The sequence below is a fragment of the Exiguobacterium profundum genome (assembly GCF_001909285.1).
Taxonomy (GTDB): Bacteria; Bacillota; Bacilli; order Exiguobacteriales; family Exiguobacteriaceae; genus Exiguobacterium; species Exiguobacterium profundum.
Genome location: NZ_MRSV01000001.1, coordinates 2,654,025 through 2,666,126, shown reverse-complemented (window position 1 = coordinate 2,666,126; position 12,102 = coordinate 2,654,025). Strand labels below are relative to the sequence as shown.

At 46.9% G+C, this 12,102-nt stretch carries 15 protein-coding genes; 6 read left to right on the top strand and 9 right to left on the bottom strand.

Annotation, left to right across the window (positions count from 1 at the left end; all coding sequences use genetic code 11):
• Window positions 1-24: 24 nt before the first annotated feature.
• The 4 genes from BBB58_RS13745 to BBB58_RS13730 all read right to left on the bottom strand — a co-directional run bounded on the left by BBB58_RS13745 (window position 25) and on the right by BBB58_RS13730 (window position 4,497).
• On the bottom strand, window positions 25-978 hold the full coding sequence (locus tag BBB58_RS13745; RefSeq protein ID WP_074037721.1) for a YihY/virulence factor BrkB family protein: 954 nt from the start codon (window positions 976-978) through the stop codon (window positions 25-27).
• Between the two features lie 64 nt (window positions 979-1,042).
• Window positions 1,043-1,480, bottom strand: a complete 438-nt coding sequence (locus BBB58_RS13740; RefSeq protein ID WP_051829356.1) for an NUDIX domain-containing protein — start codon at window positions 1,478-1,480, stop codon at window positions 1,043-1,045.
• Window positions 1,481-1,547: 67 nt separating this feature from the next.
• The gene (locus BBB58_RS13735; RefSeq protein WP_031421089.1) at window positions 1,548-2,474 is read right to left on the bottom strand and encodes a carbohydrate kinase family protein; all 927 of its coding nucleotides are present in this window, start codon (window positions 2,472-2,474) and stop codon (window positions 1,548-1,550) included.
• 115 nt (window positions 2,475-2,589) lie between these two features.
• Window positions 2,590-4,497 (bottom strand): heavy metal translocating P-type ATPase, encoded by a 1,908-nt coding sequence (locus tag BBB58_RS13730; protein ID WP_074037720.1) that lies wholly within the window; start codon window positions 4,495-4,497, stop codon window positions 2,590-2,592.
• Between the two features lie 201 nt (window positions 4,498-4,698).
• On the opposite strand from BBB58_RS13730, the gene BBB58_RS13725 reads away from it, so the two are divergent.
• Both BBB58_RS13725 and BBB58_RS13720 read left to right on the top strand, forming a co-directional pair.
• Window positions 4,699-5,643, top strand: a complete 945-nt coding sequence (locus tag BBB58_RS13725; protein WP_074037719.1) for a DMT family transporter — start codon at window positions 4,699-4,701, stop codon at window positions 5,641-5,643.
• 133 nt (window positions 5,644-5,776) lie between these two features.
• Window positions 5,777-6,079 carry a hypothetical protein gene (locus BBB58_RS13720; protein WP_031421094.1) on the top strand — a complete coding sequence of 101 codons (303 nt, stop codon included), beginning with the start codon at window positions 5,777-5,779 and terminating at the stop codon, window positions 6,077-6,079.
• A gap of 40 nt (window positions 6,080-6,119) precedes the next feature.
• Here BBB58_RS13720 and BBB58_RS13715 read toward each other — a convergent pair whose 3' ends face one another.
• Genes BBB58_RS13715 through yfkAB form a run of 3 tightly spaced genes read right to left on the bottom strand, consistent with a single transcriptional unit; the run spans window position 6,120 to window position 8,659 of the window.
• Window positions 6,120-7,262: an MFS transporter gene (locus BBB58_RS13715; RefSeq protein ID WP_074037718.1), complete on the bottom strand. Its 1,143-nt coding sequence runs from the start codon at window positions 7,260-7,262 to the stop codon at window positions 6,120-6,122.
• A gap of 42 nt (window positions 7,263-7,304) precedes the next feature.
• Window positions 7,305-7,499 carry a hypothetical protein gene (locus BBB58_RS13710; RefSeq protein ID WP_015880865.1) on the bottom strand — a complete coding sequence of 65 codons (195 nt, stop codon included), beginning with the start codon at window positions 7,497-7,499 and terminating at the stop codon, window positions 7,305-7,307.
• A 53-nt stretch (window positions 7,500-7,552) separates the two neighbouring features.
• Entirely contained in the window at window positions 7,553-8,659 is a 1,107-nt protein-coding gene (yfkAB, locus tag BBB58_RS13705) for a radical SAM/CxCxxxxC motif protein YfkAB (RefSeq protein WP_074037717.1), read from the bottom strand.
• Between the two features lie 85 nt (window positions 8,660-8,744).
• Between yfkAB and BBB58_RS13700 the strand changes: the two genes are divergently transcribed.
• From BBB58_RS13700 to BBB58_RS13690, 3 genes are all read left to right on the top strand, one after another.
• On the top strand, window positions 8,745-8,954 hold the full coding sequence (locus tag BBB58_RS13700; RefSeq protein WP_015880867.1) for a hypothetical protein: 210 nt from the start codon (window positions 8,745-8,747) through the stop codon (window positions 8,952-8,954).
• Window positions 8,951-10,327, top strand: coding sequence for a 23S rRNA (uracil(1939)-C(5))-methyltransferase RlmD (rlmD, locus tag BBB58_RS13695; RefSeq protein WP_074037716.1), 1,377 nt, complete (start codon window positions 8,951-8,953; stop codon window positions 10,325-10,327). Before BBB58_RS13700 ends, rlmD begins: the two co-directional genes overlap by 4 nt.
• Before the next feature lie 92 nt (window positions 10,328-10,419).
• A complete protein-coding gene (locus tag BBB58_RS13690) occupies window positions 10,420-10,827 on the top strand; it encodes a cytidine deaminase (protein ID WP_074037715.1) in 408 nt (135 codons plus the stop codon).
• 29 nt (window positions 10,828-10,856) lie between these two features.
• On the opposite strand, the gene BBB58_RS13685 is transcribed toward BBB58_RS13690, so the two are convergent.
• On the bottom strand, window positions 10,857-11,063 hold the full coding sequence (locus tag BBB58_RS13685; protein WP_074037714.1) for a YczO family protein: 207 nt from the start codon (window positions 11,061-11,063) through the stop codon (window positions 10,857-10,859).
• Window positions 11,064-11,180: 117 nt separating this feature from the next.
• Here BBB58_RS13685 and BBB58_RS13680 point away from each other — a divergent pair, with 117 nt between their 5' ends.
• Window positions 11,181-11,468, top strand: coding sequence for a hypothetical protein (locus tag BBB58_RS13680; protein ID WP_074037713.1), 288 nt, complete (start codon window positions 11,181-11,183; stop codon window positions 11,466-11,468).
• Between the two features lie 30 nt (window positions 11,469-11,498).
• On the opposite strand, the gene BBB58_RS15510 is transcribed toward BBB58_RS13680, so the two are convergent.
• Window positions 11,499-12,098 carry a sensor histidine kinase gene (locus BBB58_RS15510; RefSeq protein ID WP_244150756.1) on the bottom strand — a complete coding sequence of 200 codons (600 nt, stop codon included), beginning with the start codon at window positions 12,096-12,098 and terminating at the stop codon, window positions 11,499-11,501.
• Window positions 12,099-12,102: the final 4 nt, after the last annotated feature.

Sequence of the window (12,102 nt, the reverse complement as noted above, 5' to 3'; positions counted from 1 at the left end):
CACCTTGAACGTGCTCCTTTTGAATTATCCGTACGTGTTCGTCGGGATGTCGTCAAAGTTATCTTCCTCTTGCTTTTGTTTCGCTTTCTTTTTGTTCTTTTTGAAGTCGCGTTCGTATTCCTGTTCACTCGGTGTCTTGAAGAAGCGCATCCATGTCGCGTTGATTTCAGATCCGATTAAAATAATCATCCCGGTTAATTGTAACCAGAGCAACGTGACGATGATTCCTCCGAGTGAACCGTAAGTCGAGTCGTAACTCCCAAAGTTTGAAACGTATAGGCTGAAACCGAATGAGACGACTTGCCAACCGATGACACCGAAGATGGCACCGGGGATAGTGCTTTTCCAAAAGACGTGCTGTTGTGGAGATACTTTATAAAAAATCGAGAGCGTTAAAATGAGGACAACCGTCGTAAGGACATATCGAAACACGTTGATCATCATTTCTTCGGCTCCGGTGATATTGACGGGTAAATACTCAGTGACGAACGAAATGATTTGAGAACCAAATACGTTCGATAGAATCAGCAGTAGCATCCCGATTCCAAGGAGAATCGTCAATCCGAGTGCCAACCCTTTTTTCACAAAAAAGTTACGTTCATTATCTTCACCATAAGCATGAAGGGAGGTCGTGATGAGACGGTCGACCCCTTTTGCGGCGGACCAAATCGCCAAAATCGCACCGAGCGATAAAAGACCGCCTCGCGGTTCGCCGATTGCTTCGAAAATTCCCGTTAAAAACCCGGAAGCTGCGGACCCGGGTGCCAAATCGTTCAATTGATTCTGAAACGAATCTTGTGAGACATCGAAAAAGGACAAGAGCGCCAAAATAAAGATGATTCCAGGAAAAATGGATAAAAACCAAAAGAATGCGAGGGTAGCCCCGTAGTCTTGTACATCATGCTCTTGAAATCGTCGAAATAACTCTTTCCCAAATGAAAGCCAATTCTTTTTTTCCTTCACTTCTGTCATTGCCATTATAAAACCCTCCTGACTCAATCGTTAAAAAACGTTTCCCGATTTCGGCAGGGTGTACACCTGATTACTCCTCCGATAAGGTCAAATCATAAAAGCGTTCCTCATGTGAGGCGAGTTTTTCAGCAAGTGAAGGTGGACGAACGGGGAGATGAGGGAGTGCAGACCGTTTGATCCACATCGGTGTATACGATCCGTTAGTCTGTTCTTCTTGGAACTCTTCACCTGTCCCGGTTCCGAATTCACCACCTGTCATCTTCGCCCAATAATAAGGATTTAACTCATTATTAAACGCAACATGGGCAGCGACACCTTCTAGTTCTACGTGAACACCGAGTTCTTCAAATGCTTCACGTACGGCTGTTTCTTCTGTTGTATGCCCATATTCGACTCCGCCACCTGGAAAAACATAATAGAGGACGTTTTCTTTCTCGCGACGGATCAAAGCCACTTCATCTTGATCATTCATTAAAATAATCGCGCTTCTTAATTTCGTTCGAACCACTGAGATCGTTCCTTTCGTTCCTGTAATTTTGCACAAAACGCACCGACGATTTGCCGATGCGTTCTTTTCATTCTTGCGTAGGTTGTTCTAATGATGTGTACATTTCTTGCGTCAATCCGTTCTCGTGAGAGGCGATGACTTTTCCTGCGACGCGCATGCCCAATCGAAGCGCCTCTTCAATCGAATGTTGTTTCATGAGCTCCGAGATGACAGCGGAGAAGAATGAATCACCCGCTCCTGTGGAGTCGGCGACTTTCACTTTTGTCGTCGGGACGTGACCTTGTTCGTTCGTACGAAGGTCGACATATACAGCGCCAAGCTCACTCATCGTGACGATTGTGAGGGGAGCACCTTTCATGGCGAGTACTTCCGCGACGCGAAGGGCATCGTCCACTGTGACGATTGACATGTCGGACAAAATTTCCGCTTCCTCACGACTGCAGATGAATCCTGTGAATCCTTGAAGCAAATGACGGTTTCGTTCGATGACGGATAGATGGCCACAGACACCATAAAGCGGTAAATCCATTTCACGGCATAGTTCAATCGTCTCGTTCAAGACGTTGACTGATAAGTCTAAATCGATGGCGACTGCGTCGCTCTCTTCGAAGACCGTATCGATTTGACGTAAAATCGCTTCTTCCATACGGGCTTCGTCTGGTTGTTTCGAAATAGATGTTTGAAGATCGCCGTTGTTGTCCATTACAGCGAGCCACATTCCCATACCATTATCGTCAAGCATGTCGACCCCATCGACGTTTACATTCAAGCAACGTAATTCTTCGAGGACACCGACACCGATTTGGTCGTTCGTGACGGTCGAGACGAAGCGGACATCGTTGCCGAGCACACCTAAGTTTTGAGCAACGTTTCGACCTGTTCCGCCATTGGAAAAAGTGATGTCGCCGACATTCTTCGCATCTTTGTGGAGCGGTGCAAAGGAAGTCCCTTTAATATCGACAAACACCTTGCCGATGACTGCAATCGTATTCATATCTTGTACCACCTTTAGTCAATCTTTCGATCTGTTTCAGTCTGTAGACACATTGTTTCAATTATAACGAAATCGACATATTGTTTCAATCATCGATTCCATTTTGTCGAATGGATCACTCCCACGATGACGTGAGGAGTCGGAGGCCGTTCAAAATAACCAAAATGGTTGAGCCTTCATGTCCTACAACCGCGAACGGCATGATGAGTAACTCAAAGATGTTCGTTGCAATCAAGACAAGAATCACACCGAGTGCAAAAACGACGTTCTGTAAGACGATTCGATTTAATTTGCGCGATTGACGAATGGCGTCACTCAATCGGACGAGGTCGTTTTTCATTAAGACGACATCTGCCGTTTCTAGTGCGGCATCCGTTCCTTCGCCCATGGCAATCCCGACGTCGGCTGTCGCAAGGGCAGGGGCATCGTTGATTCCGTCGCCGATCATCCCGATTGTTCCATATTCCTCGCGTAACGTCTTGATTTGCGAAACCTTCTCTTCGGGCAAACATTCGGCGATATAGCGTGTCAATCCGGCTTCGTTCGCGATGGCGCGAGCGGTCGCCTCGTTGTCCCCGGTAATCATGATCGTCGCAATCCCTAAGTCGTTCAACCGCTGGATTGCTACTTTTGCCTCAGGGCGTAGTGTGTCACGTAAAGCGTAAGCACCGATTGTACGTGACTCGTCACTGATAAAGACGAGGGTGTGACCAGCCTCTTTCAATCGTTCGACATCATGTTTAAAGAAATCACCGCTTTGGTCAGCGAACTTCTGTTTTCCGACCCGATACGTCGTCCCGTCAATCGTTGCTTCAATTCCGGAGCCTGTGATGTCTTTGAAGTGTGTCATTTCCCCGGTATGTTTTCCGGTGTAGGAAACGAGCGCTTCAGCAAGTGGATGCATCGAATGCTCTTCAATCAAACTGACAATTCGGTTGACGTCCTCCTCTTCTAATGAAGGTGAGATGAGCGCTTCTTGCACAATCGGTTTCCCAATTGTGAGTGTCCCGGTCTTGTCAAAGGCGATTGCTTTTAGACGTCCCATGTTCTCGATATGAGCACCGCCTTTGAAGAGAATCCCGTGTTTTGCAGAAGAGGCGATGGCAGCCAGCGCGGCCGGTGTGATGGCGGCGACGAGTGCGCAAGGGGAGGCGACAACGAGAAGGATCATGCCGCGATAGATACTCGTTTCAAGAGACCACGACGTGACGAACGGTCCGAGAATGATGATGGCCGCAACAGAGAAGAGCACGATTTGAACATAACGTCCTTCATATCGATCGATGAACTGTGCAGACGGTGATTTCTCTTCTTGTGCTTGTTGGACCATTTGAATGATCTTTTGGAATAGTGTTTCCGTCGCAAGTTTTGTCACTTCGATCGTCAATACTCCGTTCAAGTTGACGCTCGATCCGAACACGTCATCACCGACTTGACGATCAACAGGGACGGATTCGCCTGTGATAGCGGCTTCTTCTACGGAAGCATTCCCTTTTACAATTTTTCCATCAACCGGAATGCGTTCACCAGGACGGACATAAATCCGATCTCCGACACGAAGGTCGTCGATATGAACAACCTCGAGTTCATCAGTGTCTGTTAGACGAGTCGCCTGTTCCGGCTGTAATTCCATTAACGATTCGAGGGCACGTTCATTTTTGTTCATCGTATACGTCTCGAGTGCCCCGGATAAAGCAAAGATGAAGATGAGGATTGCCCCTTCCATCCAGTACCCAATCGAAGCGGCACCGATGGCGGCGATAATCATGAGAAGCTCTACATTCAGCGATTTCGTCTCAATCGTATCCGAAATCCCTTCTTTCGCTTTTGCGTATCCTCCGATGAAGAAGGCGGATAAGTAAAGTGTGACATGAATCCAAGGCGCTCCGCCTTGTGTTTCGGCGATATAAGCGAGTACAATCAATACACCGCTAATGAGCGCCATGATCAATTCAATATGTTCGTACCAGCTAGCCCGTTTGAAAACGTGGCTTTTTTCGTGCGTAACCGATTGGACGTTCATCGATAATCCCTTCTTTCTAATTGAGAATAAATCTCGATTAAATGATAATGACTGATGATGATTATCATCTTCAATTGGCTTAAAATAAAGAATTTATAGAAGTTTAATCCGAATCCTTTATTTATAATTATTATTATCTAGGTTTATCTTAACACGCTTATCAGTGACTCACAAATAAAAAGATTAAGGAGTTTTTGTGTCATGCAAAATATATTTGAACGCCCTTGGACGGTGGCGTTATTGGCGATTTTCAATACGTTGTTATGGGGGAGTGCGTTCCCATTCATCAAATTGAGTTATGAGAAGCTTGATATTCAATCGAACGAGTATGGGCAACAACTATTGTTCGCTGGCGAGCGTTTTTTACTCGCAGGGATTCTATTGCTCATCATCAGTCAGACCGTATTGAAACGGTCTGTCCGATTGACACGTGAAAAGGTTAAAGCGTATGCGCATCTCGGTTCATTTTTGACGTTTCTACAATATTTGTTCTTCTATATCGGACTTTCCATTTCGACCGGGGTCCAGGGATCGATCATTGCTGGTTCTACTTCGTTTTTCCAAATGGCTCTCGCTCATTTCCGATATGAAGACGATAAATTGAATCGATTGAAGGGGTTTGCTTTGACGTTTGGTTTTTCCGGAATTGTCATCGCAAACTGGCCGGCGACCGGATCTGAAGTTGGTTTTGGCTTAGGAGAGATTTTACTCATCTTGGCGATGGTATCCGGAGCATTCGGGAACTTGATAGCGAAGGACTACTCGAAGACGTATGATGTTGCCCCGATGACGGCTTGGGCGATGGTGATCGGTTCAGTTGGGTTACTGCTGATCGGCTATCTATTAGACCCGAATGGTGTTTCCATGCCGTACACCGCACAGACGATTGCGTTCCTGTTTTACTTGGCGATGTTGTCAGCGATCGGATTTACATTGTGGAACACGTTAATGAAATACAATCCGGTCAGTCGAATTTCACTCTATATCTTTTTAGTTCCCTTATTTGGTGTCATGTTGTCAGGGATTTTACTCGGTGAAACGATTCCGTGGAATGCGGTGGTCGGACTCGGATTCGTTATTGTCGGCATTTATTTATCTACGTATTTTCAAGGTCGCCGTACAAAAAAACAAACGGATGTCATTTGAATTAGAGACAGAGTTGACGGAATTGAAATCCCATGACAAAATATATTAAAAATTCTGAATTTTAAATTTCGAAAATCGGTCTTCGTTTGTAAAGACTTGCGTGCGCAATCATTCAAAGGGAGGAGGAGAAACAATGACTAGAAATCGAATCGTTCGAAACATTCTCATCTCACGTCAGCCGAAAGATGAGTACGTCAAGTACGTGATGAAGTGCGTGAGTCAAAGTTTAAAAGAACGTCACGGTCCAGTGGCGACCCGCGCCACAAGACAAGGTGATGATATTCAGACGAGATGGCAGTTCGATGACCGTGTCGTAGAAGTGACGCTAAAATCCGATGTACTCGCTTCGCTAGACACTGAACCATTCGCGCTAGACGAAGTGTTTATCCGAGCTTTGCAGTTAAACGATGATGAAATGGAACGAGTAGTGGAATAAAAACAGAGGCAGGTGGTTCATGGGAACCATCTGCCTCTGTTTATAAGTCGATTGGTTTAGCGGTCGACGTGAAGAGTCGTAGCGCCAGAATACCGAGAATGAAGGCATACATAAAGAAATAGATCTCTTTCGGTAAAGATAACCAGAAGGCACCGATCATTGGACCTGATATCGAACCGATGCTGAATGAAATACTGTAAAGCATGTTTCCCGTCGGCAGTAACGATCGGGGAAGCACCTCTGTCATATGTGCCAAACCAAGTGAATAAGTCGATCCTAGCCCGGCGCCGGCAAGTGCGAATAGGAAGAGTAGACCGATATAGGAATCGACAACAAGATTCGCCAAAGTGAATACGAGTGTGCCAAACGTCAGCACGATTTGTAAGATCCGCTTCTTACCGTACAAGTCTGCGAGGCGACCAAGAGGAAGCTGAACGACAATCGACATGACGATGAACGTTGTGATGAGTGTGCTCGTTTCCGTCAAACTCATCCCATTCCGAGACGTAAAAATGGGAAAGTTGGCATTTAAGCTCGCTTCGAGAAACCCATATGTAAAGGCAGGGAGAAGCGTGTATCCCGCACCGACAAGAATCAGGCGAATTCGTCCTTTCGAGTCGGTCTTCATTTTTTCGACCTCCGGAAACTCGTTCTCGACTTTAAAGACGAGCATCAACGAAGCGAGACAGAAGAAGACGATAATGAGGAACGGTAACCAAAACCATAGGTCGACGAGTGGTGCGATCAATGGACCGATGGCAAAACCGAGACTGAAAGACATTCCATAATACGCCATCGCTCGACCGAGACTGCTCTTTTCACTTGCTGAGGTCACCCATACTTGTGACCCGTAGTGTAGAGCCGAGTCGCCGAATCCGATGAAGAAGCGCATCATCGCCCAAACGAGTAAGGACGGCCAAATCGGTAAAGCGAAGGTCGCGACAGCCGTCAATACGATACCGAGGACGATGGTCGGTCGGAATCCATATTTACGGACGAATCGCTCCAGGAGAGGCGCAGAGACGATCACACCGACGTAAAGCATCGTCGCGTTCAGTCCGTTCACCCAGGCCGGGGCCCCATCCCGTTCAATCAACGTGGATAAGAGTGGGATGAGCGCACCTTGAATCAAACCGGAAATAAAGACAATCAATAGCAAAATCATAAAACGAAAACGGAGCATAGGTTCACCTCATGAAGTCAAAGTAAAAAGCCGAGAAGGGTCTCAGCTTTTCGTGTCGTCAATCGGTTGTGGAGAGTGATTCAAATGCAGCAATTCATCATCCCAACTGCCTTGACTAAACATTTCATCATGCTCTACTTTGTCTGAAACGAATGCGGCTGTCAATAAGATGCTCAGTACTCCGCCAAAAATAATGATGGCCATCACGGTAATCATGAGGATATAAATCGCAGTCATCTACACGCACCTCGATTCATTTAATATACAGAACATTTCCCTAATTGAAATATTTAAAACGATGTAGCTTTACGAGATTGGAAATCGACCGTCGGATAATATGCTTGTTTAACGAGTGCGTTCGGCCCGAGACACTTCACGGCAGGGCAGTGACAAGAGAGTGTAGCGTTCAATTGGCTGTTCGTCCACGTATCATACGCCTCTTGGAATGGTGTGTCATAGACGGTGCCGAGTGAACCGAGTTCATCACCGAAATCGGTCACGATGATCTGTCCGTCAAAGATATTCGTGTTGAGACGAGAACGTCCATCTGGGTCGTTTCGAACGGTCACGTTTTTTGTTTCATGAAGTCGCTTCAACAGAGCACGGTCTTCAGGTAGGTCAGAACATGCATAGAATGGTAACGTCCCGAACAACATCCATACGTTCTCGTCACGGACATCGAGTAAGTCATGGATGGCTTGTCGCGTATCAGCGAGCGATGCTGATTCGAGGGCGCTAGCGAAGTCTGCGGGGTACATTGGGTGCACCTCATGCCTTTGGCAACCGAGCGATACGATTTCTTCATGAATCTCTTTCAAGTGCGGAATCGTTCGTTTGTTGATCATCGTCTCCGCGGACACAATGATTCCTTCAGATGTGAGAGCACGTGCGTTGTCTTTCATCGTCTGGAGCATTTTCAAACGTGCCTCTTCACTTGGTTTCCGGTCCATCATCGCGAATCCGCCTTCAAGGAAATCGGCATCGGTGCCCCAGTTATGCGAAATGTGCAAAACGTCCAAGTAAGGGGTAATAAGATGATAGCGAGATAACGGTAGCGTCAAGTTCGAGTTGATTTGCGTACGCGCACCACGTTCTTTCGCATAACGTAACAATGGAACGACATAGTTGCGGACCGATTTCATAGACAGCATCGGTTCACCGCCTGTGATGGAGAAGGCACGCAAATGTTCGATCTCATCCAGTCGTTGAATCAACAGGTCGAGCGGAACTTCTGGTTCTTCTGTTTGGTCTAGCATATAACCGACCGCACAATGTTCGCAGCGCATGTTACACAGCTTCGTTGTAGTGACTTCGACATTGGATAAGACGAGTCGACCGTGTTCGACTTGGTCGAGATAGGCTTCCCAAGGGTCGAAAGTTGGGGAGATGTTTTGCATGTGGATTCCACCTTTTCATCAAGTTACACGAAATAGTATGCTATAATAGCAACTCTTTGTCACGAACCAAAGGAGCGATTACAAGATGGGTAAATCACGAACAGATACTGCCGGAAAGATGAACGTCCTAAAATCGAGAACGGAATTACTCTGTCTATCGGTCAATACGCTAGACGAGCATACGACACCTGAAGATTTACATCGCCTGTTAGCCGACATTGATTCGTTGCGCGCTAAAGTAGTGCGTTACGCCAAAGACCTAGAACAATCGTCTCGAAAGGATGAATCAGATTGAAATTAATCACAGGAGATTTTAAAGATGTCACGGTCGAACGACTTGGCATTAATGGAGAAGGCATTGCGACACTTAATCGCATGGTCATCTTCATTCCGAACTTATTGCCGGGAGAACGAGCCAAAGTCGAAATCACGCGTGTGGAAAAAAACTATGCGGAAGCGCGTGTCGTCAAACGAGATAACGACTCGAAAGACCGCGTCAAAGCACCTTGTCCGATTTACGATGAGTGCGGGGGCTGCCAAATCCAACATATGAGTTCACGTCTGCAGATGGAGTATAAGGAAGAAATCGTTCGAAACGCCTTCCGTCAAAAGACGAAACTAAACGTGGACAAATCGGATATCCGTCCAACAATCGGCATGGAAGATCCATGGTATTACCGGAACAAGTCACAATTCCCACTCGGCACGCGTCGCGGTGAGATCGTATCAGGTCTCTACAAACCGAACTCGAACCATCTCGTGCCGATCGAGCACTGTATGGTCCAACAACGGGATACGACGAACATCAACAATGCGATTGTCCGTATTTTAAACGAACTTGATATTCCCGTCTACGATGCACGTCGCGACACGGGGTACGCGCGTACAATCGTCGTCCGCTCGGGTTATAACACGAACGATGTTCAAGTCGTTTTGGTCGTCGGACATGAAGATGTCCCTGATTTAGATGAATTGAGCGACCGCATCATGGAATTGCCGAATGTTGTGTCGTTCCATATCAATATCAATGCAAACCGTTCGGGTGTTATTTTCGGTTATCGGACAGTTCACATCGCCGGTCAGGAGAAAATGGATGAACAATTAGACGACGTTCATTATCACTTATCACCACGCGCATTCTTCCAGTTGAATCCGGCACAGACAGAAAAAATGTACCGTGAAGTGGTCGAGGCCGCAGGATTGACGGGTGAAGAACGTGTGATCGATGCGTATGCAGGAGTAGGGTCGATCGGACTTTGGTTAGCCCCATATGCGAAAGAAATCCGTGGAATGGAAGTCGTGCCGGAAGCGGTCGAAGATGCCAATGACCATATGCGTGAAAATGGCTATAACCATGTCACATACGTCGAAGGGCGTGCCGAGCATTGGATTCCACGTTGGGTAAAAGATGGATGGATCCCAGACGTCATCGTAGTCGACCCGCCACGCACAGGGATGGACCATCAATTGATCAATTCCATCATCTCTTCTAAAACGAAGCGGATCGTTTACGTGTCATGTAACCCGCAGACGCTCGCACGTGACGCCGACCAGTTGATGAAAGCGGGATACAAAGTGAATTACGTACAGCCGTATGATATGTTCCCACAGACATCTCATGTCGAGTCGGTCGTCGTATTCGAGAAAAAGAAAAAGAAAAAATATTGACGAGACCGTGAAAAGGCTTGTCACGTAAGCGTTTTCACGATATAGTTCAGATGTCAGACTTCTTTTCAAATATAGAAGTGGAGGAACATCCTATGATCTCACAAGAACGCGTACAAGAACTCGTCCATAAAGCCATCGAAGCGCGCAAACGCGCCTATACACCGTATTCAAAGTTTAAAGTAGGAGCTGTCGTCATCGATACATCAGGAAACGAAATTACAGGATGTAACGTGGAAAACGCCTCGTACGGACTATCGATGTGTGCCGAACGCACAGCCATTTTTAAAGCCGTGTCAGAAGGTAGTGACGCGATTGAAACGGTCGTCGTCGTCGGTGACACGGAAGGCCCGATTTCACCATGCGGTGCGTGCCGCCAAGTGATTTCTGAATTCGCTGGCGAAGATTTCACGTTGATTCTTGCAAACTTGAACGGTGATACGAAAGTGATGACGAAAGAAGAGATGTTGCCTTACGGATTTTCACCAAAAGATTTAACATAACAAGCTGCGGACGTTTGTCCGCAGCTTGTTTATGTGTCTTTATATTTCTTTTCACTCACTGAGTCATCTTTGGAGTGACGTTTATTCTTTTCATCCTTCACTCGTTCGTTCAATTCCTCTACAGGAATCGGGTCGACGGTTTGCATGCCGTCCTCGTCAAAGATGCTTTCTTTGTCCGTGTCTACCGCGTCCGGATTATCAAACGGACGTTTCGAAGTGGGTCGTTTCTTTTCCATCCAATCGCCTCCTTCCATTAGCCATTCCACTCGTAGAAATGTTGTAAACGTTTTCGATAATGGTTTTGAGATTATAAAATGGTGGAATGAAGAGTGCATAGTGAAGGAGGGGTTAGGATGGATCGGAAAGTGTTGATGGGGATTGTCTTAGGTGTTGCCGGTGCGGCGCTCGTTGCACCAAAAGTGGCGGCACTGCTTTCGCAACGTGAGGAAGAAGATACGTGGCAGAAGATGGATGAACGGGAAAGCGTCGATGCGAATCAAGATGAAGCGGAGCAAGGGCTCACGCAACTTGATTCAAGTCACCGTGCCGAATGGCAGGCGAACGGTTTTCCACAGACGCATGCCGAACGCGAACGACTTGAACGAGAGTCGGTCGAACAATATAAAGGGAAAGACATATGAAAAGAAAAGGCAGCCATCGCGGCTGCCTATTTACATATCAAATTCATCGTCAGGTAGAAGCGGCAGACCGACAGTGACAGTCGTTCCTTGTCCGACTTCAGAGCTGAAATGAAGGGACCCTTCATGACGCTCGATAATGTGCTTCGCAATGGCCAAACCGAGGCCGGTTCCGCCATCTTTTCGTGTCCGTGATTTATTGACGCGATAGAAGCGTTCCGTCAATTTGTCTAAATCTTCTTTCGGGATGCCTCGACCTTCGTCGCGTATTTCCGTGATTGCATATTCGGTTTCGGCGAACGTTTTCACATGAATCGTCTTGCCAGCATCCGTATATCGGAGCGCGTTGTCGAGAAGATTGCCGATGACTTGTTCGAGTCGGTCATGGTCACCGAGGATGATCAAGTCGAAGTCTAAATCCGATTCGATTGTCACGCCTTTCGCACGGGCAATCGGTTCAAGACGATAGAGGACGTCTTCAAGTACTTGCGAGTAAACGACCGGTTCTTTCGTCATCGGGTACGAATCGCGCTCTAGCTGGGCGAGATCGAGTAAGTCCGTGACAAGGCGCTGAAGCCGGTTCGTCTCGTTCTCGATGATGTCGTAATATTGTGCCCTCGTTTTTTCATCCAATGAC

What these genes read in the sequence shown, in the direction of transcription:
- BBB58_RS13745 (WP_074037721.1), bottom strand. Translation starts at nt 978, where the DNA reads ATGGCAATGACAGAAGTGAAGGAAAAAAAGAATTGGCTTTCATTTGGG.
- BBB58_RS13735 (WP_031421089.1), bottom strand. Translation starts at nt 2,474, where the DNA reads ATGAATACGATTGCAGTCATCGGCAAGGTGTTTGTCGATATTAAAGGG.
- BBB58_RS13730 (WP_074037720.1), bottom strand. Translation starts at nt 4,497, where the DNA reads ATGAACGTCCAATCGGTTACGCACGAAAAAAGCCACGTTTTCAAACGG.
- BBB58_RS13725 (WP_074037719.1), top strand. Translation starts at nt 4,699, where the DNA reads ATGCAAAATATATTTGAACGCCCTTGGACGGTGGCGTTATTGGCGATT.
- BBB58_RS13720 (WP_031421094.1), top strand. Translation starts at nt 5,777, where the DNA reads ATGACTAGAAATCGAATCGTTCGAAACATTCTCATCTCACGTCAGCCG.
- BBB58_RS13715 (WP_074037718.1), bottom strand. Translation starts at nt 7,262, where the DNA reads ATGCTCCGTTTTCGTTTTATGATTTTGCTATTGATTGTCTTTATTTCC.
- BBB58_RS13710 (WP_015880865.1), bottom strand. Translation starts at nt 7,499, where the DNA reads ATGACTGCGATTTATATCCTCATGATTACCGTGATGGCCATCATTATT.
- yfkAB (WP_074037717.1), bottom strand. Translation starts at nt 8,659, where the DNA reads ATGCAAAACATCTCCCCAACTTTCGACCCTTGGGAAGCCTATCTCGAC.
- BBB58_RS13700 (WP_015880867.1), top strand. Translation starts at nt 8,745, where the DNA reads ATGGGTAAATCACGAACAGATACTGCCGGAAAGATGAACGTCCTAAAA.
- BBB58_RS13690 (WP_074037715.1), top strand. Translation starts at nt 10,420, where the DNA reads ATGATCTCACAAGAACGCGTACAAGAACTCGTCCATAAAGCCATCGAA.
- BBB58_RS13685 (WP_074037714.1), bottom strand. Translation starts at nt 11,063, where the DNA reads ATGGAAAAGAAACGACCCACTTCGAAACGTCCGTTTGATAATCCGGAC.
- BBB58_RS13680 (WP_074037713.1), top strand. Translation starts at nt 11,181, where the DNA reads ATGGATCGGAAAGTGTTGATGGGGATTGTCTTAGGTGTTGCCGGTGCG.